Source organism: Mesorhizobium sp. Root695, from assembly GCF_001428185.1.
In the GTDB taxonomy this organism is placed as follows: Bacteria; Pseudomonadota; Alphaproteobacteria; order Rhizobiales; family Rhizobiaceae; genus Mesorhizobium.
Map to the genome: position 1 here is coordinate 129,629 of NZ_LMHO01000012.1, position 22,781 is coordinate 152,409.

Sequence of the window (22,781 nt, forward strand, 5' to 3'; positions counted from 1 at the left end):
TTGCTGCTTCCGGCCGTTGTCGTACTGCCCACAACGATGTCAGGCAGTACGGGCTTTGGCCAAAGGCGCCAGCGCCTCGCCATCCGCCGCAAAGAGATGGCAGCGAGACGGATCGGCCTGCAGCGCGATGGGGCTGTGCAGCGGGGTCATATCGGTGCCTTCGGTCTGCACGACAAGCCTCGTCTTCTCGCCAATATCCGCATGCAGGATGGTCAGCCCGCCGAGTCGCTCGGCCAGCACCGCCTCGCCCTTGAACTGGCCCGCATCCGCGATGCGGATATGTTCCGGCCTTATGCCAAGCAGCAGCTCACTGTTGGGCACAAGCGAACCCGCCTCGACCGGAACGACCACGCTGGACCCGCCCGGCAAAGCAACCGCAACGCCATCCGCATTGGCCGAGAGAACCCTGACCGGCAGCATGTTCATCTTCGGCGAGCCGATGAAGCCGGCGACGAAGACATTGGCTGGCCTGGCATAGAGATCGAGCGGCGTGCCGACCTGCTCGATGGTGCCGGCGTTGAGGACGACGATCTTGTCGGCCATGGTCATCGCCTCGGTCTGGTCGTGCGTGACGTAGACGATGGTGGCGGCGAGCCGTTCGTGCAGTTGCATCAGTTCCAGCCGCATGTTGACGCGCAGTGCGGCGTCGAGGTTCGACAGCGGCTCGTCGAACAGGAAGACTTTCGGCTGGCGCACGATGGCGCGGCCGATCGCGACGCGCTGGCGCTGGCCGCCGGACAGCTCCTTCGGCCGCCGCCCGAGCAGATGCGACAGTTGCAGCACCTCGGCCGCCGCTTTGACCTTGGCGTCGCGCTCGGCGAGCGGCAGTCCGGCGATCTTCAGCGCGAAGCCCATATTGTCGGCGACCGTCATATGCGGATAGAGCGCATAGGACTGAAACACCATGGCGAGGCCGCGTTCTGAAGGATCGACCTCGTTGATGCGCGCGCCGTCGAGCATGAGATCGCCGGACGTGATCTTCTCAAGGCCGGCGATCATGCGCAGCAGCGTCGACTTTCCGCAGCCGGACGGGCCGACGAAGACGACGAACTCGCGGTCGCCGACATCGAGGTCGACGCCCTTGATCACCTCGGCATTGCCGTAGGACTTGCGCACGCCGCGCAGCTTGAGCTCAGCCATTGAAGTCCCTCCTCGTATCCGGATATGTGCTTGGACCGACAGGCATGCGAGCGGCAATCGTGCCCACATCATCGAACAGGACAAGGCTGGCGGCGCCGACGAGTCCGGCATGGCGGCCAAGCTGGGCCTGAACGACCGGCACGTCGCGATAGGCGCGCATGGCCCGCTGCCTGATGGTCGCCTCGATGGTCGGCAGCATCAGATCGAGCCCATTGGCAATGCCGCCGCCGACGACCAGCACATCGGGCGAATAGAGATGCAAGAGGTTGGTAAAGCCAACGCCCAGCCAGCGCGCTTCTTCCTCCAGCAAGGCGGAGGCAAGACCGTCCCGCAGCCGTGCCGCCTCGACGACATGGCGGCCGGTCACCTCCGCATCCACGGAGAGGCGCCGCAAGGCCGAGCCGTCGCCGGCGGCCGTGGCAGCGGTGGCGCGGCGGCCGAGCGCGGTTCCCGAGGCGATGGCCTCGAAACAGCCGACGACACCGCACACGCAGCGCTCGCCTTCACTGGTGATGGTCATATGGCCGATCTCGGCAGCAAGGCCACGGCGGCCATGCAGGATGCGCCCGTCGACGACGACACCGCCGCCAATGCCGGTGGAAACCGTGACGAAGACCAGCGAGCGAGCGCCATGGCCGGCGCCGAAGCGCCATTCGCCGAGTGCCGCGGCATTGGCGTCGTTCTCCAGCCGCACCGGCAGGCCGAGCCGCCGTTCGAGGATGTCGGCAAGCGGCACGTCCAGCCAGCCGGAGAGTGTCGGCGGGCCGACAGCGATGCCGGCCAGCGGATCGAGCGGCCCCGGCGCACCGACACCGACGCCGACGATCGAGAGTGCCGGAGCCTCGGCATGGACGGTGGCCGCCAGCGCCTCGATCTGGCCGATCACCACATCGGGGCCGGCTTGCGCCTGCGTCGACACCGCCGCGAATGCCAGGATCTTGCCTTCACGGTCGACCAGGGCGGCACGAAGCTCCGTCCCGCCAAGATCGATCGCAAGGGCGGCTTCTATTGTCATGCCGCTGCCTTCAATCCGTGCAGCCAGCCGATGCGGCCGGCGAGATCCTTGTCGCCGAAGGCGAGCGAACCGAGAACCACTGTTTCGGCACCGGCGGCACGCAGCAATGGCACGGTCTCGTGACGGATGCCGCCATCGGCCGCCAGGACCACTTCCGCCTCGCGGCCGGCCTCTCTCAGGGTGGCGCGGGCAGCGCCCAGCCTGTCGCAGGCCTTGTCCGACAGGCTCTGGCCCTTGACGCCGATTGCGGTGCCAAGCAGCGTTACGAAGGCAACCTCGGAGACGAAAGGCGTCACCGTCCCGACCGGCGTCTCCAGCCTGAGCACGACGCCGGCTTCGGCGCCGAGCTCACGCGCCAACCTAACGGCGCGCAATCCCGCCTCGCCATTCTCGGCATGGACGCTGATCATGTCGGCGCCTGCTTCGATGAACTGGCGCGTCTGTGCCTCGACGATTGCTTCATCGACCATCAGATGAACATGGATGGGTTTAGTCGTCAGCCCGGCGATGCGAGCGACGAGATCGGGGAAGAACAGGAAGGACGGGGCAAAATGCCCGTCCGCAACATCGATGTGGTGAAGATCGACATAGGGCTCGATACGCCTGAGATCGCTCTCGAAGTTGGCGAGATTGGCCGACCACAGCGAGAATTCGGCGATCATGCGATCACGCGGCAATGCGGCGATGGCGGCCGGGCCTGACAGGGGCTTTGAAGTCATGATTGGTCCTGATTGTTGAAACGATCTTTGAGGAAGCTGCCGATGGTGGCGCGGATCTCGGCGAAATGGCGCTCCTTGTCGGTGGCTTTCGGCGTCACCTCGGCAAAGGCCGCGTTGGGGATGACGCCGGCAAGGCTGCGAGCGGTCGCCATCGGATGGACGAGATCGATACAGCTGCCGATGACGACCGTGGGGATTGCAGGGGCGGCGGCCTCTGCCCGTGTCACACCGGGCCCATCATTTGCGATCGCCTGCATCACCTCGGCGAAGACGGCCGCGTTGTCGCGCGCGAAGAAGCCGAGCAGCGAGGCAAGATTGTCCGGCGCTTCGGTGCGAAAGCGAGCCGCCGTGGCGGAGGCCGCGAAGGCGTCTCGCGCCTCATCCAGTGGACGGTTGCGGATAAGCTCCGCCACTTCCACATAGGGCCGCATGTTTTGTGGCGCCGCGTCGAAGGCCCAGGCAGGGCGAACAAGCACCAAACCCAGGACGCGGTCCGGGTACCGGGCGGCAAGCTGCAAGGCGATGGCCGCGCCCATCGAGATGCCGCCGGCGACGAAGCGGTCGAGGCCGGCCGCATCGGCGGCGGCCAGCACATCATCGGCAAACATCGCGATCGAAAAGGGCCGTGTCGTGCCGGCGTCGGAACCGCCCTGCGCGCGGCATTCGACGGTCAGCCGGCGGTATGAAGGACTGTCGGGAAAGTTCTGCGCGGCCTGCGTCGCGTCACCGCCAAGGCCATGCTGGAAGATGACGGGAAGTCCGCCCTGCCCCGTATCGAAGACACGAAGCGCTGCATCATCGCGAAGCAGGATCGTCGGCGCGACGCCCATCAGAGGAGCCCTCGCAGGAAGGCGGCGACGCCGGGTGCTTCGTCGGCGGACAGGCCGTGGGTGACAAGCGACCCGTCGAAGCCCGAAGCTTTCAGCCGCGCGGCGAAATCCGGAAAATCGACGATGCCTTGCCCTGATGTGGCAAAGCGGCCGTCACTATAGCGGTCCTTGGCGTGCGCCATGGCGATATGGCCGGCAGCCTCGTCGATCGCTGCGGCGACGATGGCGCGCGCCTCGCCGGGCGTCGCGTATTCGAACAGGTTTGCCGGATCAAGCACGATCTTCAGATGCTTCGATCCCATCTCGGCGATCAGCCTGATCGCATCCCTGGCTGAGGTAACGATGTTGGCCTGCTCGGGCTCGATGCCGAGATCGACGCCGGCCTCCTCGGCCAGCACCAGCGCCTTCTCCATCTCGGCAGCCATGTCGGACCAGGCGGCCGGCGTGGCATTGTCGGGATGATACGCCCACTGATCGGCGGCGTTGCGCGAGCCGGTGCAGAGCGTGACCAGCGGGATGTCCAGGGCAGCAGCAGCCTCGATGACCACGGCCAGGCGCCTGAGGCCGTCGTCGCGGACGGCTTTGTCGGGATGCGCCATGTTGTAGGTGCCCGAAAGCGCTGCAAGTGAAACGCCGCTCGATTGCGCGGCGGCGCGGATCGCTGTGACGGCATCCGCCGGCACCGCATCCGGCATCGACGGCAGGCCCGCGCAGGCAAGATTGAACTGCGTCGTCTCATAGCCCGCCTGCTTAACCGCCGTCAGCACGACGGCCGGTTCGGCATCCGAAAAAGTCTTGGCGAAAATGCCGAGACGCATCAGACCGCTCCCGAAACCGAGGCGAGTTCCACCCGCTCACCGGTCTCCACCGAACGCGCAATGGCAACCATGGCGCGGATCGAGGCAATGCCGTCCTCGACATTGGCGCCGCGCATCGGCGTGCCTTCCAGCGCCGTTTGGGCAAGGCCTTCCAGTTGGCGGCGGAAGAAATGGCCGTCGGCGCCAAGCGGCTTGTGAGCGGTGGCGGTCTTCTCGTGAAAGATCTCAACCTCGCTGGCACGGAAGTACCAGGGGTTGAAGGTCTTGGCGATGACCGAACCGTTCTCGCCATAGAGCTGGAAGCCTTCGTGCCAGTCCATGCGTACGGCAACGGTGAGGTCGAGATGGCCGAGCGCACCGCTGGCGAATTCGGTCTCGACGAACCAGCAATAGGCGCCGAATTTCTCATTGAGGCGGGCACGCACGGCGACGATATCGCCGCACAGGAAGCGCGCGGTGTCGACCAGATGCGAGCCGTGCGCCAGCATGAAATACTGCCTGAGATCCGCTTTCGGATTTCCCGCCGGCTTCTTCGCGAGCTTGCTGGTGACGGGCAGCGGCTGCACGGCATCGGTGTTGGTGTAGCGATGGGTGGAATCGCAATACCAGGCCTTCAGCGCCAGCACCTCGCCGATCTCGTCGCGGACGAAATCGCGCGCCGCCTCCAGCGCCGGATCGAAGCGTTTCATATGGCCGACCTGCAGGATCTTGCCCGAGCGCCTGACCGCCTGCGCCAGCGCCTCGCCTTCCTCGACCGAGGTGCCGATCGGCTTTTCGCACAGAACATGCTTGCCGGCATCGAGCGCCTTGATCGACATCGGTACGTGATAGACGTCCGAGGTGGCGACGATCACGGCTTCCAATTCGGGGTCGGCCAGCATCGCGTCGTAGTCGGCATAGATCTTCCGCGGCTCGTAGGTGGCGCCCATGCGTGCGAGCAGGTCGGGTGCCGCGTCGCAGATGGCGTAAAGGTCTGCATTGCCGGCCTTGACGCAGGATTGCAGATGCGCGAACTGCGCGATGGGGCCGCAACCGAGCACGCCGACCCTGAGGCGTCTGTCCTGTTTCTTGATCATCGTCTCGTTCTTCAAGCGCCGTAGGAGCGCACTGTCTGGCGGTTGGTCTTGACCGCGCCGGCGGGATCGGCGGCGGCCGTTTCGGATTCTTCCTCCAACACCAGCCAGCCGTTGAAGCGCGGTGCGGTGCCGGCGATCTCGATGACCGCAGGAGTGTCGCAGACGCCCTTGCCGAGCATGGCCCAGGTGCCGTTGGCATCGACGTCCTTCAGGTGGATGTAGCGGATGCGGTCGCGGTGGGTGCGCAGCGTATCGGCCATGTCCTTGTGGCCGCGCAGGATATGGCCGGTATCCGGCACCCAGCCGACCAGATCGAGGTCGAGCAAGGCAAAGATCGTGTCGTAGTCGGCGCGGTCGAACAGCAGCGTGTTGTGGTGCGAGCTCGGATGCACCGCCACCTCGACGCCAGCCTTGCGCCCAAGCTCGCCGGCCCTGTTGTAGACCTCGGCCGCGATCGCGAACTTGTCCTCGCGCGGACCGTCGGAGACCACCGTCGCAGAGCCTATCGACACCAACGCGCCAGGAAATGCGGAGGCGAAGTCGATCCAGCGCTTGGCGGTTTCGAGGTCGGCGCCGATCTCCTCCTTCAGCGTGAAGCCGCTCTTCGAGCCGAAGGCGAAGGAGACAAGAGTAAGGCCCGATGACTTCAGTGCCGTGGCGAATTGTGACGGCCTGTCGGCATAGCCGCCAATCATGGTGTCGGTGATCTCGATGCCGGCATAGCCGCCATCGGCGATCGCTTTGAGCAGATCGTCCGGGCCGCCGGCAAAACGGTCCCCAAGCATTTCCCAGGTGAAAGTCTGGCAGCCGACCTTGAGCTTCGTCTTTGTCATGTCGTTCATTCCTTGACGCCGCCCTGGGTCAGTCCTTCGATGATGTGGCGCTGGAAGAACAGCACCAGAAGGATCAAGGGCACGGTCACCACGGCGGACGCCGCGGCGATGTCGCCCCAGGGGACGTAATAGAGGTTGGTGAAGTTGGCGATGCCGACCGGGATCGTCTGCCGGTCGATGTTGGAGGTGAAGGCGAGCGCGAACAGGAATTCGTTCCACGCGGTGATGAAGGCGAGCAGGCCAGTCGTCACCAGGCTGGGCAGCGACATCGGCAGGATGATGCGCCAGAGCAGGCCGGGAATGCTGACACCGTCCATGCGCGCCGCCTCGTCGATTTCGCGCGGCAGCGTCTCGAAATAGCCGAACAGCACCCAGGTCACCAGCGGCAGGCCGAGCGCCAGATAGGTGATGATCAGCGCCGTGTAGGTATCGAGCAGGCCGAGATTGGTGGCGACCAGATAGAGCGGCCCGACCAATGCGATCTGCGGGAACATCGACACCGACAGGATGACCATGAGAATGCCGAAGCGGCCCTTGATGTTGAGCCGCGACAGCGCGAAGGCGGCCAGCGAGCCAACGAACAGGCACAGGAAGGTCGTCGCCAGCGAAACCACCAGCGAGTTCCAGACGTAGCGGTGAAGCTGCTTCTCGACGAAGGCGTTGTAGTAGTGCTCCAGCGTGAAGGGATGCGGGATCAGCGACGGCGAGCCCGACGTCAACGCCTTGTCGAGCTGGAACGAGGTCGAGAACTGCCAGAGAAACGGACCGCCCGACCAGACGAGGATCAGCACGGCACCGGCATAGATGAAGAACGTCTGCATCGGTGAGCGCGTGTCGTTCATCCCGCCCTCCTGATCTGGCGAACGAGATACAGGCAGAACACCAGCGCGATGAGACCCTCCGTGACAAACATCGCCGTCGAGACCGCGGAGCCGTAGCCGAACTGCAGCGTCGAGAAGAGCACCTTATAGGACAGCGTCGACAGCGTTTCGGTCGAATCGGCCGGACCTCCTCCGGTCAGCACATAGACGAGGTCGAAGACGCGGAAGGCGTCGAGCGCGCGGAACAAGCCGGCGATCAGCAAGGTTGGCATCAGCAGCGGCAGGCGGATATACCAGAAGGTGATCCAGCCCTTGGCGCCATCCATGCGCGCCGCCTCGATCAGCGAATTGGGAACGGTCTGCAATCCGGTCAGAAGCAGCAGCGCCATGAACGGCGTCGTCTTCCAGACGTCGGCGATGATGATGGTGATCATCGCCGTGTCGGTGGAGCCGTACCAGTTGACGTTCTGGTCGATCAGCCCGGCATGCAGGAGGATGTAGTTGATGATGCCGTTCTGGCCGTCGAACAGCCAGCCGAACATTTTCGAAGTGACGACAGTGGGCATCGCCCACGGCACCAGCATGGCCGCGCGGACGAGCCCGCGCCCCTTGAAGGCTTCGCACAGGATGAGCGCCATGCCGAGCCCGATCACCGTCTCCAGCACGGTCGAGGCGGCGGTGAACCACATTGTGTGCCACCAGGCGTTCCAGAACTGCGGGTCGCCCCACAGTTCTACATAGTTGGAGAAGCCGGTGAAACCCTGCTCCTGCGTGATCAACGAGGTGTTGGTCAGCGAGAGATAGAGCCCATTGACTATCGGGTAGAAGGAGACTGACGCCAGCGACACGAAGGCCGGCGTCAGCAGGAGCAAGGCCCACATGGCGCTGGGAAGCGCCCTGCGCCGCGGTCGGCCGATACCGGAAACAGTGGCCGCCGCGGACATGGTTAGCCGACGATCTTGTCGATTTGCGCTGCGAGTGCGTCCATCTCGGCCTGGACGTTGCCGGAAACCAGCGCCTTGGAGATGCCGGACTGCAGGGCCAGCGTCACCTTGGCGTATTCGGGCGTGATCGGCCGTGCCGTGGCGCCGGTGAATACTTTTTCCAGGCTGGCCATGAACGGCTGTTCCTTCTTGATCTGTGCGTCCTGGAACAGCGCGGGGCGTGTCGGCGCCAGGCCGAAGTTCAGCGCGATGCGGTGCTGGGTCTCGGTCGACGACAGCCAGGTCAAGAGTTCGATCGCGGCTTCGCGCTGCTTCGAGTTGGCATTGACGCCGAGCTGGTAGCCGCCGAGGCAGGCCGAGCTCTTGCCGCCGGGGAATGACGGCAGCGGCGCGACGCCGACCTTGTCGACCACCTGGGAAGCCTTGGCGTCCTGGGCGATCGGGTAGACATAGGACCAGTTGCGCATGAACATCGCTTTGCCCGAGGTGAAGGGCTGGCGCGACGGCTCCTCGTCCCAGGACAGCACGTCCTGGGGACTGATCTTGCCGGTGGCGATGGTGTCGTGCAGGAACTGGATCGCCTCCACCGCGCCCTTCTGGTTGATCAGCGACGACTTGCCGTCGGGTGCCAGGATCGCGCCGTTGTTGGAGGTGATGATCTCGACCGCGTCGCAGACCAAAACCTCGGCCTGCTTGCCTTGCCAGAGATAGCCGAAATCGATATCGCCGGCCTTCTGCGCGGCAGCCGCAATGGTCGCCATGTCGGCCCAGGTTTCCGGCACCTTGCCGCCATGCTTTTCCAGCACGTCCTTGCGGTAATAGAACATGCCCGAATCCATGAACCAGGGAAGGGCCGTGAGCTTGCCGCCATAGGTACAGGCATTGAGGGTTCCGGTGAAGTAGGCGCCGCGCTTGTCGGCCGGGAAGTACTCGTCGAGCGGCAACGCCCATCCGGCGGCGGCAAAGCCGGCGATCCAGATCACGTCCTGGCTGAAGACGTCGGGCGTGCCGGTGCGGCGGGCGAGTTGCTGCACCAGGCCCTGGTAGACCTCCGTCGAGGAACTCGGCGGCGGCAATTCGATGTTCTTGACCAGGACGCGGTCCTGCGATTCGTTGAAGGCCTTGATCAGGTCGCCGAAGGTCTCCTTGCCGAAGAAGGCGGCGCTGGCGAAGCTGATTTCGGCGCGTGACTGGGCACGAGCACGGCCAATGCCAAGGGATGTCCCTGCCCCGAACGCCGCCGCGCCGAGAAGGCCGGCGGAACCGATGAGAAATTGCCGGCGATCGGCGATCGTCACATGACCCACAGGCTTAGGTGCGGCGGTCGGCCGTTTTTTCATGTCTGTCATTTTCTCCTCCTAGGGCTGGCAGCCTCCCGATATCGCGCCAGCATTTTCGCATGTTGTATAAAAATTTTACGCGCGTCAATATTTAAAATGTTGTATAGCCCTTTGCGAAAGCGATCCGTTACCGACCGGGCGGATTCGACAGACGATGACCGCGTTGGGAGGTACGATCGAAAATGCACGGAAAATCAAAGACGAAGCTCGGGATCGGCGTCATCGGATGCGGCAACATCTCGATGACCTACCTGCGCAATGCCGCTCTCTTCGGCGGCATCGAATTGCGCGCCTGCGCCGATATCTCGGCAGATATGGCGACGGTGCGGGCCAAGGAATATGGCATAAGGGCGCTCGGTGTCGATGCGTTGCTGGCCGATCCCGAGATCGATCTTGTCCTCAACCTGACCATTCCGGCTGCGCATTTCGACATTTCGTTTGCCGCGCTTTCGGCCGGCAAGCACGTCTTCACCGAAAAGCCGCTCGCCACCTCGGCCGCCGACGGACAACGCCTGGTCAACGAGGCGAGATCACGCGGCCTGCTGCTCGGCTCTGCGCCCGACACCTTCCTCGGTGCTGCCGGACGCCGCGCCCGCCGGCTGATGGACGACGGCGCCATCGGCCGCCCGGTCACCGGCACCGCCTTCATGATGGGCCGCGGGATGGAGCACTGGCATCCCAACCCGCAATTCTACTACCAGCCGGGCGGCGGCCCGGTGTTCGACATGGGCCCCTACTATCTGACCATGCTGGTCAATCTGCTCGGTCCGGTCGAGCGCGTCATGGCGATGGCGACGCGCGGCCAGGAGGAGCGGCTGATATCAGCCGAGGGACCATTCAAGAACACCACGTTCAAGGTCGGCACGCCGACCAACGTGCTGTCGCTTCTCGAATTCCGCTCCGGCGCGACCGTCACCTTCGGCGCCTCTTGGGATGTCTTTCGCCACTCCAACCATCCGATCGAACTGCACGGCACGGAAGGCTCGCTGCGCCTGCCTGACCCCGATACGTTCGGCGGCACCGTGTCGCTGTCCGAACGCGGCGCCGAGTGGAGGGATTTCGCCAGCGAAGGTGAGCTCTACGGCGCCCGCAACTGGCCTTATGCGGCACCCGACCGCGCCAACTACCGCATGCTCGGCGTCGCCGATCTGGTGCGCTCGCTTCAAAGCGGCAACGCGCCACGCGCCTCCGGCAGCCTTGCGCTGCATGTGCTGGAGATCATGGAGGCGATCCTGCGCTCCGGTGAAACACAGGGCTCGGTCGCCGTCGCGGGCGATGTCGTCCAGCCGGCCCTGCTGACCGAGGAAGAGGCAAGCGACCTGCTGGCCTGAGGGTATGATCATGAAGCTCGATCCGGATGCGTTGCGCGTCCTCGAAATTGGTCGTGCAGCCGGCGGCGAGCCGTTCGAGACCGGCAGCGTGGCGGCGGCACGCGCCGCCTACAACGCCTCGTTCCCGACGCTACAGGGCGAGCGTGAGCCGGTCGCAACGACCTTGGAACAGCAGATCGACGGGCCGAACGGGCCTATTGCGCTCCGCATCCATCGCGGCATCGGCGCGCCGCAAACCGGGGCGCATGGCGGGGGCTGGGTCATCGGCAATCTCGATTCGCATGACGAGATCTGCCGCCTATTGGCCAATCTCGTTGGCGCCGTTGTCTGCCCCGACTACCGCCTGGCGCCGGAACACAAATTTCCCGCCGGGCTCGAGGATTGCTTGGCAACACTTCGCTTCATGGCCGAGAATGCCGCCGATCTCGGCATCGACAAGGCGCGCATCGGTGTTGCCGGCGACAGCGCCGGCGGCAATCTCGCCGCCGTGCTGGCGCTGCTTGCCCGCGATGGGCTCGTTCCGCCGCTTGCCGCGCAGATCCTGATCTATCCCAACACCGATGCGCGGCAGACATCGGACAGCTACCGGCTTTTCGGCGAAGGCTTCGGACTTACGGCCGCCACCATGGCATGGTTCCGCGACCACTATGTACGAACACCCGACGACATCATGGACTGGCGCGTCTCGCCCTTGCTGGCGCCTGATCTCGCCGGCGTCACACCGGCATTCGTGGCGCTTGCCGGCTGCGATATCCTGGCCGACGAAGGGGCAGCCTATGCAGCGCGCCTGCAAGCCGAAGGCGTGCCTGTGATCCTGCGGCAATGGCCGGGCCAGATCCACGGCTTCGTCTCGATGGGACGCCATATCCCTGCCGCGCGGCAAGCGGTGGCCGAGGCGACGGCGGCCTGGCGCCAATTCGACAAGGGGCCCTGACCCCGAAAGATCAGGCCGACTGACGCATCACCAGGGTGGCGCCGAGCTTGACCGTGCGGGCCAAGCTTTGCTTCGGCGGATCGGCCTCGTCCAGCAAGGCCAACAGGATCTCGACGCTGCGCCCGGCCATGGCGGTGAAATCCTGCGCCATGGTGGTCAGCGCCGGACAGGTGTAGCGGCTCAGCGGATGATCGTCATGCGCGGCAACCCGCAGATCGCAATCGGGCTTGCGGCCGACCTTCAGGCCCCGCGAGTACGCGGCCGCCATCACGCCAAAGGCGAGACGATCATTGGCGCACAGGATGGTGCGGCCGGGCAAGGTGCCGGCCTCCAGCATTTTTTCCGTCTGCTCATAGCCGATGCGTTCGAAGTCCCAGGTGTAGTCGCGCGCGGCCTCGATGACGACTGGCTTGAACCCGGCGCTCTCCATCGCGACGATGTAGCTTTCCTGGCGTTCGCCGGAGTTGTGGTTGACATGCGGAATGTCGAGATAGATCGGCGGTTCGCCCGACCGGCACAGATAGTCGACGATGGTCGACACGCTCTGCCGGTTGTCGTTGCCGACGAACGGCGTATCGCCCTCGATATAGGTGTCGAAATAGACGATAGGAATGTCCTGTCCGAGCTTGTCGAAAACGCCGCGGTCGGAGGCCAGCCCAAGCGGGGCGATGATCGCACCGGCGACCTTGAGCGACAGCAGCGTCCTGACCGACTCCGCTTCCAGCTTCGGCGAGCCATGCGAGGAGATGACGATCGGCCAATAGCCCTCGTCGCGGCAGCGAAATTCGATACGGCTGACCATCTCGGCATAAAATGGATCGGTGATCGTCGGTACGACGATGCCAATGTTGCGGGTACGCTTGCGGTTGAGGTTGCGCGCGAAAAGGTTCGGCTGATAGTCCGAAGAGCGCAGCGCGGCTTCGATGCGCGCCCGCGTCGCCGGCTTCACGCTCGCCGGATCGTCGAAATACTTGGACAGCGTCGGCCGAGACACGCCACATGCCTGGGCGAAGTCATCCATCGTGCGGTGTGTCTTCTCCGCCATCGATATTTCAGGTCCCCTTGCCGTCATTGCCGACACGATTGGGCTGTCACCAGTCATGCGACCGTTGACCGGAAGCGGCAATGCGTGAGCGAACTTATTCAGTCAAATTTTTACAGTTCCCAATACAGCGCAAAAATATTGCGTACGTCAAATAATTTATTGACGCCGCGAAGCTGGCAATACAGGCTTCGAGGTACAAAACGGGGCATGGCGCGTATCGTCGGCTCGGCGATCAAGGGATTGGTTTCGAACGCAAGATTGCCGCTCAGCCATCAGCAAGGCTCCATCTTGCCAAATGCCACCATGCCGCCCATACAGCTGAGCAATCGCCCGCCCGAGGGTGGTCCGCCTCTCCTTCGATTTTGCCAGGGATACTGTCTAATGTCTGCGACGCTGTGGTCAAAGCCGTGACGGATCACTCCACGCCATCGCTTGCCAGCCTGGGCTGGACGGAATTTTTTGGCGACCAGCTCGAGCCCGGCGAAGCCAATCTTATCCCGACGCGGATCGCCTCGGTCCATCGCGACCGCCTGACCGGCCTGTCCCAGGCAGGGCCATTCGATCTGACGCTGCCGGCGCAGGCCAACACCGGCGACTATGCCGTCGGCGACTGGGTGCTGGTTGATGGGCATGACCACCTTGTGCAGCGCCGCCTGAACCGCAAGACGGTGCTGGAACGCCGCACCCAGGGCGGCAGGGTGCCGCAGCTCGCCGCGGCCAATGTCGACACGTTGTTCATCGTCACCTCCTGCAATGCCGACTTCAATCCCGCCCGCCTCGAGCGCTATCTGGCGCTGGCCAACGAGGCCGGAACGACGCCGGTGATTTTGCTGACCAAGGCCGATACCGCTGAAGACGCCGAGACGTATGAAAGGCGGGCTGCCGCGTTGCAGCGTGGATTGCCGGTGGTGATGCTGAATCCCCGCACATCGGATGCCGCGACCGCGCTCGCCGCATGGTGCGGTGCAGGCCAGACGGTGGCGCTGATCGGCTCTTCCGGCGTCGGCAAATCGACACTGGTCAACACGCTGGCCGGATCGGCGCAGCAATCGCCGCAACAGACCGGAGGCATTCGCGAGCACGATTCCAAGGGACGCCACACCACCACGTCGCGATCGCTGCACGCCATTGCCGGCGGCGGCTGGGTGATCGACACGCCGGGAATGCGAACGCTGCAGGTCAGCGACGTCGCCTCCGGCATCGACACGCTGTTTGCCGAAATCACCGAACTCGCGCCGCTGTGCAAGTTCCGCGACTGCACGCATGTGCACGAGCCGGGCTGCGCGGTGCAGGCGGCCCTAAAGGCCGGAACGCTCGATCCGGAGCGCCTTGCCCGCTGGCGCAAACTGTCCGACGAAAACCAGAACAACACACCGGTCCAGAGCGGGCCGCGCGGAGCCAAGTTTCCTGGCGGTCGCGGAAAGAGGCGTTGAGCGGCGGGACGCAGGCCCCTTGTTTCAGAGCCGCGCGGTACCGAAGATCCGATCCCAAAGCGCCGACGTGACACCGAAATTGGCCGTTTCGTCGATGTGATGGTGCACGGCATGGCGACGCTTGAGCGTGTAGAGATAGCTCGGATGGGTTGGATGCCAATGATGAATCATGTGGTGGACGCTGATGTACCAGAGATATCCCAGCATCAGCCCGCAGCTTACCGCGCTCGCGGTTGCGAAGTCCGAGACCGCCCAAACGGGCACAAACGCGACCAGGGCATGCACCCCGAGGCTGAGCCAGGTCGGCGTGCCCACCGAACTGCGCTCCTCGACATGGTGACGATCATGCAGGTCCTTGATGTAGGGGATGTGGTGAAGAACGAACCTGTGCAGGAGGTATTCGGTCAGCGTCCAGAGGCCGAGACAGGCGAGGACCGTGCCGATCCAGCCTGGCGCACTCTCTTCGCCGGCCTCGAGCAGCCCGGCCACCGCCAGCACGGCGATCACCAGCGGATACACCACGAAGTCGCTATAATAGCCAATAAGACCGAGTTGCATCGTCACCTAGCCTTCGTGCCGCCAAATAAGCGATGGTGTCACATTGCCGGACTCGCGAGTGAGGTGCAATGCAGACGCGCCAGACATAGCGTCGCAATCCCTTGGTGCAAGGTTCGCGTCAACGATTCAAGGACCATCGGCAGGCTGCCGGCTTCGCAGACGGACGTATAAAATGGCAAAACGCAGCGCGGGATTGCTGATCTATCGCCGCAGCGACGGCGATCTCAGGGTGCTGCTGGTCCACCCAGGCGGACCGTTCTGGGCGAAGAAGGACGATGGTGCGTGGTCGATACCGAAAGGTCTTGTCGACGAGAATGAGGACGAGTTGACGGCAGCGCAACGCGAGACCGAGGAAGAGCTCGGCGTCAAGGTCGATGGCTCCTTCGAGCGTCTCGGCGACTACAGGCAACCGGGCGGCAAGATCGTCTCGGCCTGGTCTGTCGAGGCGACCATCGACATCGATGTGGCCACCATCAAGAGCAACAGCTTCACCATGGAATGGCCGCCAAGGTCGGGATCCCTCAAGGCGTTCCCAGAGGTCGACAAAGCGGGGTGGTTCACCTTGCCCGAGGCCGAAGTGAAGATCCTCGTGGGGCAGCGCCCGATGCTTTTGGATTTTGCCAGGCAACAAGGCGCCGGATGATCCGCAGCCCTCAGTAGGGCAGGCCGACATAGTTCTCGGCGAGCGCGGTCGATGCGGCACGCGACTGCACGAGGTAGTCGAGCTCGGCCTCCTGGATGCGCTGGCCGAACTCGCCGGTGTCGGGAAAGCGGTGCAGCATCGTCGTCATCCACCAGGAAAAGCGCACCGCCTTCCAGACCCGTGCCAGCGCCTTCTGCGAATAGCAATCAATGCCAGCCATGGTTTTGTCGCGGTAGAAGTCGCGCAAACCCGAGAAGAGATAGCGCACGTCGCTGGCGGCGAGGTTGAGGCCCTTGGCGCCGGTCGGCGGCACGATGTGGGCGGCGTCGCCGACCAGGAAAAGCCTGCCGAAGCGCATTGGCTCGGCAACGAAGGAGCGCAGCGGCGCGATCGATTTCTCGAAGGATGGCCCGGTGACGACGCTTGCGGCCGTCTGCTCGGGCAAGCGGCGGCGCAACTCGTCCCAGAAGCGCCCATCCGACCACGCCTCGACGCGGTCGCCCTCGGGGCACTGCACATAGTAGCGGCTGCGATGCGTCGAGCGCATCGAGCACAGCGCAAAACCCCGCTCATGATTGGCGTAGACCAGTTCGTGGTCGGCCGGCGGCACTTCGGCCAGCACGCCGAGCCAGCCGAACGGATACTGCCGCTCGAAGGTCTTCAGCGCACGCTCGGGCACCGATTTGCGGCTGATGCCATGATAGCCGTCGCAGCCGGCAATGAAGTCGCAATCGATGCGATGCGTGACCCCGTCCCGGTCATAGGTGGCGAAAGGCGCGGCGCCGTCGAAATCGTGCAGCGTGACATTTGCCGCCTCGTAGATCGTGGTCAGTCCTGCCGCGTCGCGCTTGTCCATCAAATCATGCGTCACCTCGGTCTGGCCATAGACGGTGACATGCCTGCCGCCGGTGAGTACCTCGAGGTCGATACGGTGCAGGCGTCCGTCGAAGGCGAGCGAGATGCCGGAATGCGGCAACCCTTCGGCATGCAGCCGCACCGCCGCGCCGGCCTGTTCCAGCAGCTCGACCGTGCCCTGTTCGAGCACCCCTGCCCGCACGCGGCCAAGCACATGCTCCCGGCTCGCGCGTTCCAGAATGACCGTCTCGACGCCGATGCCGGCCAGAAGCTGGCCGAGCAGCAGGCCGGACGGTCCGGACCCGATGATGACGATTTGTGTGCGCATCAGTGGCCGAGACCTTCGACCTGTGCGGCCAGTTCGGCGGCAAGGCGTAGCGACGCGGCGGTCGCGACGATCATTTGCGGCAGCAGCAGCCACTCCAGCGTCCAGGCGGTGCCCGAGCGCTCCTGTTCATGCACGAGCGCCTGATGCATGCCGGAAAGCTGCGTGGCGTTGAAGCGGGCAAGCGCCACCAGCGCTTCGGCCTTCACGGGGTTCCGCTTGTGCGGCATGGCCGACGAGCCGCCGCCACCGGAAAGCTCTATCTCGGTTCCACCTTGCGCCATCAGCGCGATGTCCTGGCCGAATTTGCCGAGGCTGCCGGTCACCAGCGACATCAGGCCGGAAAAGTCGGCGAGCGCGTCGCGCTGGCTATGCCATTGCGGGGCGTCGCCAAGGCCCAGCTTGGTGGCAAGGGCTGCGCGCACCGCAGGCCCCTTGCCGCCGAGCTTTTCCAGCGTGCCTGCGGCACCGCCGAACTGCACCACCAGCAGACGCTCGGACTGCTCCGACAGCCTCTCCTGGTGCCGTTGCAGCGGCGCCCGCCACGCCATTGTGCGATCCGCCACTTTGATCGGAATCGCCGGTTGCATGCGCGTCATCCCGGTCAGCGCCCTACCGCCAAAACGCTCTTCGAGCGAGGCGATGCGCATGACAGTTTCGGTCAGAAGCAGGCCGAGATGCTCGACGACGTATTTCAGCCGAAGCATCAGGCCGGTATCGACGACATCCTGGCTGGTTGCGCCGAAATGCACTTTCTGGCCGTGCGGTTCGCCGACCGCCGCCCTGATCTGGCGCACCAGCTCCGGCACGATGACGCCGTCCCTGGCGATGGCAGCCCGCAGCAAGGCGGTGTCGGGCCGGAATGTGGCAAGTGTGGCCAGGATCGCTGCGGCATCATCCTTGGTGATGATCCCGTTTTCGGCCTCGGCTTGCGCCAGCGCCCGTTCGAAGGCGAGCATCGCATCGATTTCCGCCTCGACGGAAAAGTGTCTCGCCGCTTCCTCGTCGCCGAGAAGAGCGGAGAGCAGTGGATGGTCGAAGGGCGATACGGTCATGTCCTGCTCCTCCTGACCATCAGCTGTCGAAGAAGACCGTTTCCTTCTCCCCCTGGAGATGGATGTCGAAGACGTAGGTGTCGCCCTGGCGCTCGGCGATCAGCGTCGGCACGCGAACGCGGTGCTCTATGCGCGCCAGGATCGCATCCCCGGCATTGGCCTTTTCCTCATCGGAAAAATACAGCCGTGTGTGCAGGCCGAGATTGATGCCGCGGGCGACGATCCAGAGCGTGATGTGCGGCGCCATCAGGCGGCCATCGCTCGAAGGCACGCGGCCCGGCTTGATCGTCTCGAACGTGCACAGGCCCGTGTCCATGTCGGTCGGGCAACGGCCCCAGCCGAGAAAGTTCGGATCGGCGGCACCGCGCAGTTCTGCCGGCGAGTTGTAGAGCCCATCCGCATCCGCTTGCCAGATCTCGATCAACGCGTCCTTGAGCGGCGTACCGGTGCCGTCAAGCACCCGGATGCGCAGGCCGATGCGCTCGCCCTTGGTCTTGTCGTTGACCATCGTGGTGCCAAGGTCGGTCGGATAGACGCCACCGATGCCGCAGAAATTGGGCGTCAGCCCAATATGGACGTAGGGTCCGGCGGTCTGCGAGGGGCTCTCCCTGAGCCGGTCGAGCGACTGGGCCATCAATTGCCCTCCAGCCTGTTTTCGAACAGCGACGAACACCGGCCGCGCAGCACGACGTCGAACTTGTAGGCGCGCGCGTCGAAGGGGATTGTCACCTGCATGTCGAGCGTGGCGATGAGCGTTTCGATGGCTGCCTTGTCGGGGATGCCGCGCACGATCGGGCATTGCCAGATCAGCGGGTCACCCTCGAAATACATCTGCGTGATCAGCCGCTGCGCGAAGCCGTGTCCGAAGACCGAGAAATGGATGTGCGATGGCCGCCAGTCGTTCGGCCCGTTCGGCCAGGGATAGGGACCGGGCTTGACGGTGCGAAAGGCATAGCCGCCGCCCTCGCCTGATATAGCGCGGCCACAGCCGCCAAAATTCGGGTCGAGCGGCGCCAGATAGCCGTCCTTCTTGTGGCGGTAGCGGCCGCCGGCATTGGCTTGCCAGAATTCGAGCAGCGCGCCGGGCACGCCAACGCCGCGTTCGTCGAGCACCCGCCCATAGACGATGATGCGCTCGCCAATGGCGCTCTCGCCGGGTCTGGCGAAATTGTGGATCAGGTCGGCGTCGAGCTCGCCCAGCATGGCGTGACCGAAGACCGGGCCTGCAATCTCCGACAGCGTGTTGTCGAACGACAGCGGCGCCTTCTGCGGCGAACGCAGCACGGAGGTCTTGTAGTTCGGCGTCAGCGCCGGCGGATGCCAGGTCCGGTCGCGCTGGAAGAAGGCGCCGGTCTCGGGTCTCCGGTTCGAGCCGGACTTAGCGGGCATTCTGGCTTCCGTCCATTTCCGAAAATACGTCCTTGGCGATCTTGAAGGCGCGGTTGGCGGCCGGCACGCCGGCATAGATGGCGACATGCAGGAACGCCTCGCAGATATCGTCGCGCGAAGCACCGGTGTTGACGGTGGCGCGCACATGCATGGCAACCTCCTCATCATGGCCGAGTGCGGCCAGCAGCGCCAGCGTGACGATCGAACGCTCACGCTTGGTGAAGCCCGGCCGTGCCCACACGGTTCCCCAGGCCGCCTCGGTGATCAGCTCCTGGAAAGGCTGGTCGAAATCGGTCGCGGCGACCTCGGCCCGGTCGACATGGCGGTCGCCGAGCACCGAGCGCCGCACCGCGAGGCCGGTGCGATATCTGGCTGCGTTGCCGGGGACTTCATCCATGGGTTTCTGCTCCAGGGGCAAGCGATGCGATAAAACTGCGGATCAGCGCGATCAGTGCTTCAGGCTGTTCGACGCAAGGAATGTGCCCTGCATCGGGAATGATCTCGAAGTGAGCGCCGGGGATCAGCTCGGCCAGCGAGCGGACGAGATCGGGAGGCGTCGAGCCATCCTGGTCGCCGGCGACGCAAAGCGTTGGCACCGCGATGTGACGTGCAGCATCGGTGAAATCCGCATCGCGAACGGCCGCGCAAGTCCCAATGTAACCTGCAAGCGCTTGCCTCGTCATCATGTTCCGATAGCCGTCGAGCTCGGCCAGACGCGCCGCGTGGAAGGCGGGGGTGAACCACACTTTGAGCACGCCATCCGCAATGGCCTGGATGCCCTTGCTTTCGACCGTCGCGATGCGTGTGTTCCAGCTCTCTGTCGTGCCGATCTTGTGGGCCGTGTCGCACAGGATCAGGCCTTCGACAATTTCTGGGCGCCTGCGATAGCAGCCTTGTGCGATCAGACCTCCGACCGACAGACCGCACAGCACCACCTTGCTCAACCCGAAATGATCGATGAGGCCTAAGAGGTCATCGACATGATCGTCGATTGACCTGATGTCGCCGATATCGGATAGCCCGTGACCGCGCTTGTCATAGACCAGAAGCGGCATTTCACCATCAAGCGCCGAGACAATTTCGTCCCAGATCCGAAAGTCGGTGCCGAGTGAATTGATGAATATGATTGGGCGCGCATTGCCGGCCGCTGTGATGTGGCGATGATGCAGCGTGATGCCGCCTATGGTTACGAATGGCACGATTTCGGTCCTCCGTCCCCACATTGCACAAGGCGTTTGGTTCGGTAAAATGATATTTTACGCCATTTCCTTAACTCAGGGGTTATCAAATCCATGTCCGAGAGCCGCATCCGGTTCCGCCACCTGCAGGCATTCTTGGAAGTTGCGCGACAAGGAAGCGTGGCGCGAGCGGCTGACTTGCTGCATGTCAGCCCGCCGGCGGTCACCAAGACATTGCGGGAACTGGAAGAGGCGCTGGGGGTGGCGGTGGTCGAGCGCGACGGCCGCGGCATCCGACTGACGCGCATCGGTGAAATCTTCCTTCGCCATGCCGGCACGGCGATCACGGCACTCAAGCAAGGCGTCGATTCCGTCCGCCAGGACGGAGCGGTCAACCGGCACCCGATCCGCATCGGCGCGCTGCCGACGGTGTCGGCTCGGGTGATGCCGCTTGCCATGAGCCTGTTCCTCAAGGAGGGTACCGGTGCGGCGATCAAGATCGTCACCGGCGAGAATGCGGTGCTGCTCGAACAGTTGCGCACCGGCGCGCTCGATCTCGTCGTCGGACGGTTGGCGGCGCCGGAAAACATGACCGGCTTCTTCTTCGAGCACCTCTACTCCGAACCGGTGCTGTTCGTGGTGCGGGCGGGACATCCGCTGCTCGATCCGGAACAGGATGTGTTCGCACGGCTCGACGAATTCCCGATGCTGATGCCGACGCGGGAATCGGTCATCCGCCCCTTCGTCGACCGCCTGTTCATCACCAACGGCATGACGGCGCCGGCAACCGAGATCGAAACCGTCTCGGACTCCTTCGGCCGCGCCTTCCTGCGGCAAAGCAATGCCGTCTGGATCATTTCGGCCGGCGTCGTCGCCAACGAGCTGGGCAGCGGCGCCTTCGTTGCCTTGCCGGTCAACACCGAGGAAACCAAGGGACCGGTCGGCCTGACGATGCGGACCGATGCCGCGCCCTCGCCGGCCTTCTCCATCCTGCTGCAGACCGTCCGCGAAGCGGCAAGGCGGGGCAGCTAGGGCTAGAGATGGCCGCTGTCCGTCCCGAGTTTCCTAACCCAGGGGTTAACGAAACACCGCAAAATATCATTTTACCGAACCAAACCGCTGGTGCACTGTGGCGACTGAGGAGCACAGAGGGAGGAACGCATGACTCACGCACCAGGCAGCAAATCCAGTATTCCAGGCATTTCGCGGCGCCAGTTCATCGCCACCTCGATCGCTGGCGGCGCGGCGCTCACGCTTGGCGGCCGCGGCGCCCTTGCCCAGGCCGGCGACACGCTCAAGGTTGGCTTCGTCAGCCCGCGCACCGGGCCGCTCGCCGGCTTCGGCCAAACCGACGGCTATGTGCTCGATCTCGCCCGCAAGGCGCTGGCCGGCGGCATTGAGATCGGCGGCAAGAAATACAGCGTGGAGATACTCGATCAGGATACGCAATCGGATCCCTCCCGCGCGGGCCAGCTGGCCAAGGACCTGATCAACAACCAGGCCATCGACCTGATGCTGGCGGTATCGACGCCGGAGGTGATCAATCCGGTGGCCGACGCCTGCGAGGCTGCCGGCGTGCCGTGCCTGTCGACGGTCATGCCGTGGGAGGCCTGGTATTTCGGCCGGGGCGCCAAGCCCGATGCGCCCTCGCCGTTCAAATGGACCTATCATTTCGGCTTCGGCGTCGGCGAGTTCTTCAAGGCCTATATCTCGCAATGGAACCTGATCGAGACCAACAAGAAGGTCGGCGTCATGTATCCGAACGACGCCGACGGCAATGCCATCCGCGCCCACCTGGCGCCGCTGCTGGCCAAGCAAGGTTTCACCATTGTCGATCCCGGCGCCTATGAAACCGGCACCACCGACTATTCCTCGCAGATCGCCCTGTTCAAGCAGGAAGGCGTCGAGATCTTCAACTCGTTCCCGATCCCGCCGGATTTCGCGGCGTTCTGGCGGCAGGCGGCGCAGCAGGGGCTGATCAAGCAGATCAAGATCTGCCAGGTCGCCAAGACTGGCCTCTTCCCGTCCGACATCGAGGCACTCGGCGATCTCGGCATGAAGATTTCGAGCGCCGCCTACTGGCACAAGGCCTTCCCCTACAAGTCGCCGCTGACCGGTGTTTCGGGCATCGAGCTGGCCGATGGCTACGAGGCGGCGAGCGGCAAGCAGTGGACGCAGCAGCTCGGTGCTTCGATGTCGCTGCTCGACGCCGGCTTCGAGGCGCTGAAGGCAAGCACGAACGCCAAGGACAAGGCCGCCGTGGCCAAGGCGCTTAGCACACTGAAAACCGAGACGATGGTCGGCAAGGTCGACTTCACCAGCGGGCCGGTGGCCAATGTGTCGCCCGGCCCGATTATCGGCACGCAGTGGGTCGCCGCCAAGGAAGGCAGCAAATTCCCGCTCGATTACGTCGTGACCGAGAACGCCACCGATCCGAAAGTGCCCGTCGAAGCCAAGCTTCTGCCTTACAACGGCTGATGGACCGCTGACGAGGATCGC

General features: G+C 64.3%; 24 protein-coding genes. 6 read left to right on the forward strand and 18 right to left on the reverse strand.

Translation table 11 applies throughout. The features are described from left to right. Nucleotides 1–39: 39 nt before the first annotated feature. From ASD99_RS13685 to ASD99_RS13730, 10 genes are all read right to left on the reverse strand, one after another. Nucleotides 40–1,140 carry an ABC transporter ATP-binding protein gene (locus ASD99_RS13685; RefSeq protein ID WP_057143958.1) on the reverse strand — a complete coding sequence of 367 codons (1,101 nt, stop codon included), beginning with the start codon at nucleotides 1,138–1,140 and terminating at the stop codon, nucleotides 40–42. Continuing rightward, the gene (locus tag ASD99_RS13690; RefSeq protein WP_057143959.1) at nucleotides 1,133–2,155 is read right to left on the reverse strand and encodes an ROK family protein; all 1,023 of its coding nucleotides are present in this window, start codon (nucleotides 2,153–2,155) and stop codon (nucleotides 1,133–1,135) included. Before ASD99_RS13690 ends, ASD99_RS13685 begins: the two co-directional genes overlap by 8 nt. After that, on the reverse strand, nucleotides 2,152–2,874 hold the full coding sequence (locus tag ASD99_RS13695; protein ID WP_057143960.1) for a ribulose-phosphate 3-epimerase: 723 nt from the start codon (nucleotides 2,872–2,874) through the stop codon (nucleotides 2,152–2,154). Before ASD99_RS13695 ends, ASD99_RS13690 begins: the two co-directional genes overlap by 4 nt. Continuing rightward, entirely contained in the window at nucleotides 2,871–3,704 is an 834-nt protein-coding gene (locus ASD99_RS13700; protein ID WP_057143961.1) for an alpha/beta fold hydrolase, read from the reverse strand. Before ASD99_RS13700 ends, ASD99_RS13695 begins: the two co-directional genes overlap by 4 nt. Further along, complete coding sequence (locus ASD99_RS13705) at nucleotides 3,704–4,522, reverse strand: sugar phosphate isomerase/epimerase family protein (RefSeq protein ID WP_056581496.1); 819 nt, start codon at nucleotides 4,520–4,522, stop codon at nucleotides 3,704–3,706. Before ASD99_RS13705 ends, ASD99_RS13700 begins: the two co-directional genes overlap by 1 nt. Further along, nucleotides 4,522–5,598, reverse strand: coding sequence for a Gfo/Idh/MocA family protein (locus ASD99_RS13710; RefSeq protein WP_056581500.1), 1,077 nt, complete (start codon nucleotides 5,596–5,598; stop codon nucleotides 4,522–4,524). The genes ASD99_RS13705 and ASD99_RS13710 overlap by 1 nt, the downstream gene beginning before the upstream one ends. Before the next feature lie 11 nt (nucleotides 5,599–5,609). Then, entirely contained in the window at nucleotides 5,610–6,431 is an 822-nt protein-coding gene (locus tag ASD99_RS13715; RefSeq protein WP_056581928.1) for a sugar phosphate isomerase/epimerase family protein, read from the reverse strand. 5 nt (nucleotides 6,432–6,436) lie between these two features. After that, nucleotides 6,437–7,273: a carbohydrate ABC transporter permease gene (locus ASD99_RS13720; protein WP_056581503.1), complete on the reverse strand. Its 837-nt coding sequence runs from the start codon at nucleotides 7,271–7,273 to the stop codon at nucleotides 6,437–6,439. Continuing rightward, nucleotides 7,270–8,133: a carbohydrate ABC transporter permease gene (locus tag ASD99_RS13725; RefSeq protein ID WP_244482709.1), complete on the reverse strand. Its 864-nt coding sequence runs from the start codon at nucleotides 8,131–8,133 to the stop codon at nucleotides 7,270–7,272. The genes ASD99_RS13720 and ASD99_RS13725 overlap by 4 nt, the downstream gene beginning before the upstream one ends. 65 nt (nucleotides 8,134–8,198) lie before the next feature. Next, entirely contained in the window at nucleotides 8,199–9,545 is a 1,347-nt protein-coding gene (locus ASD99_RS13730) for an ABC transporter substrate-binding protein (protein WP_056581508.1), read from the reverse strand. 173 nt (nucleotides 9,546–9,718) lie between these two features. On the opposite strand from ASD99_RS13730, the gene ASD99_RS13735 reads away from it, so the two are divergent. Both ASD99_RS13735 and ASD99_RS13740 read left to right on the forward strand, forming a co-directional pair. Next, nucleotides 9,719–10,867, forward strand: a complete 1,149-nt coding sequence (locus ASD99_RS13735; RefSeq protein ID WP_056581509.1) for a Gfo/Idh/MocA family protein — start codon at nucleotides 9,719–9,721, stop codon at nucleotides 10,865–10,867. 10 nt (nucleotides 10,868–10,877) lie between these two features. Then, the gene (locus ASD99_RS13740; protein WP_082583286.1) at nucleotides 10,878–11,801 is read left to right on the forward strand and encodes an alpha/beta hydrolase; all 924 of its coding nucleotides are present in this window, start codon (nucleotides 10,878–10,880) and stop codon (nucleotides 11,799–11,801) included. A 10-nt stretch (nucleotides 11,802–11,811) separates the two neighbouring features. On the opposite strand, the gene ASD99_RS13745 is transcribed toward ASD99_RS13740, so the two are convergent. Then, nucleotides 11,812–12,846, reverse strand: a complete 1,035-nt coding sequence (locus ASD99_RS13745) for a LacI family DNA-binding transcriptional regulator (RefSeq protein WP_057143963.1) — start codon at nucleotides 12,844–12,846, stop codon at nucleotides 11,812–11,814. A 395-nt stretch (nucleotides 12,847–13,241) separates the two neighbouring features. On the opposite strand from ASD99_RS13745, the gene rsgA reads away from it, so the two are divergent. Continuing rightward, nucleotides 13,242–14,279, forward strand: a complete 1,038-nt coding sequence (rsgA, locus tag ASD99_RS13750) for a ribosome small subunit-dependent GTPase A (RefSeq protein WP_057143964.1) — start codon at nucleotides 13,242–13,244, stop codon at nucleotides 14,277–14,279. 24 nt (nucleotides 14,280–14,303) lie between these two features. Here the strand turns inward: rsgA and ASD99_RS13755 are convergent, their stop codons facing one another. After that, nucleotides 14,304–14,837, reverse strand: a complete 534-nt coding sequence (locus ASD99_RS13755; RefSeq protein WP_056581519.1) for a sterol desaturase family protein — start codon at nucleotides 14,835–14,837, stop codon at nucleotides 14,304–14,306. A 172-nt stretch (nucleotides 14,838–15,009) separates the two neighbouring features. On the opposite strand from ASD99_RS13755, the gene ASD99_RS13760 reads away from it, so the two are divergent. Further along, nucleotides 15,010–15,480 (forward strand): NUDIX domain-containing protein, encoded by a 471-nt coding sequence (locus ASD99_RS13760; RefSeq protein WP_056581522.1) that lies wholly within the window; start codon nucleotides 15,010–15,012, stop codon nucleotides 15,478–15,480. A gap of 10 nt (nucleotides 15,481–15,490) precedes the next feature. Here the strand turns inward: ASD99_RS13760 and pobA are convergent, their stop codons facing one another. Genes pobA through pcaD form a run of 6 tightly spaced genes read right to left on the reverse strand, consistent with a single transcriptional unit; the run spans nucleotide 15,491 to nucleotide 20,303 of the window. Next, a complete protein-coding gene (gene pobA / locus ASD99_RS13765; protein ID WP_057143965.1) occupies nucleotides 15,491–16,663 on the reverse strand; it encodes a 4-hydroxybenzoate 3-monooxygenase in 1,173 nt (390 codons plus the stop codon). Then, nucleotides 16,663–17,715, reverse strand: coding sequence for a 3-carboxy-cis,cis-muconate cycloisomerase (locus ASD99_RS13770; RefSeq protein ID WP_057143966.1), 1,053 nt, complete (start codon nucleotides 17,713–17,715; stop codon nucleotides 16,663–16,665). The genes pobA and ASD99_RS13770 overlap by 1 nt, the downstream gene beginning before the upstream one ends. Nucleotides 17,716–17,734: 19 nt before the next feature. Continuing rightward, the gene (gene pcaG / locus ASD99_RS13775) at nucleotides 17,735–18,349 is read right to left on the reverse strand and encodes a protocatechuate 3,4-dioxygenase subunit alpha (RefSeq protein ID WP_057143967.1); all 615 of its coding nucleotides are present in this window, start codon (nucleotides 18,347–18,349) and stop codon (nucleotides 17,735–17,737) included. Continuing rightward, nucleotides 18,349–19,104: a protocatechuate 3,4-dioxygenase subunit beta gene (pcaH, locus tag ASD99_RS13780; RefSeq protein WP_057143968.1), complete on the reverse strand. Its 756-nt coding sequence runs from the start codon at nucleotides 19,102–19,104 to the stop codon at nucleotides 18,349–18,351. Before pcaH ends, pcaG begins: the two co-directional genes overlap by 1 nt. Next, the gene (gene pcaC / locus ASD99_RS13785; RefSeq protein WP_056581543.1) at nucleotides 19,094–19,501 is read right to left on the reverse strand and encodes a 4-carboxymuconolactone decarboxylase; all 408 of its coding nucleotides are present in this window, start codon (nucleotides 19,499–19,501) and stop codon (nucleotides 19,094–19,096) included. Before pcaC ends, pcaH begins: the two co-directional genes overlap by 11 nt. Further along, nucleotides 19,494–20,303, reverse strand: coding sequence for a 3-oxoadipate enol-lactonase (gene pcaD, locus ASD99_RS13790; RefSeq protein WP_057144112.1), 810 nt, complete (start codon nucleotides 20,301–20,303; stop codon nucleotides 19,494–19,496). The genes pcaC and pcaD overlap by 8 nt, the downstream gene beginning before the upstream one ends. Before the next feature lie 93 nt (nucleotides 20,304–20,396). Here pcaD and pcaQ point away from each other — a divergent pair, with 93 nt between their 5' ends. Together pcaQ and ASD99_RS13800 are read left to right on the forward strand one after the other, a co-directional pair. Then, nucleotides 20,397–21,314 (forward strand): pca operon transcription factor PcaQ, encoded by a 918-nt coding sequence (gene pcaQ / locus ASD99_RS13795; protein ID WP_056581551.1) that lies wholly within the window; start codon nucleotides 20,397–20,399, stop codon nucleotides 21,312–21,314. 129 nt (nucleotides 21,315–21,443) lie between these two features. Beyond that, on the forward strand, nucleotides 21,444–22,760 hold the full coding sequence (locus ASD99_RS13800) for an ABC transporter substrate-binding protein (RefSeq protein ID WP_056581555.1): 1,317 nt from the start codon (nucleotides 21,444–21,446) through the stop codon (nucleotides 22,758–22,760). The last annotated feature ends 21 nt before the right edge of the window (nucleotides 22,761–22,781 follow it).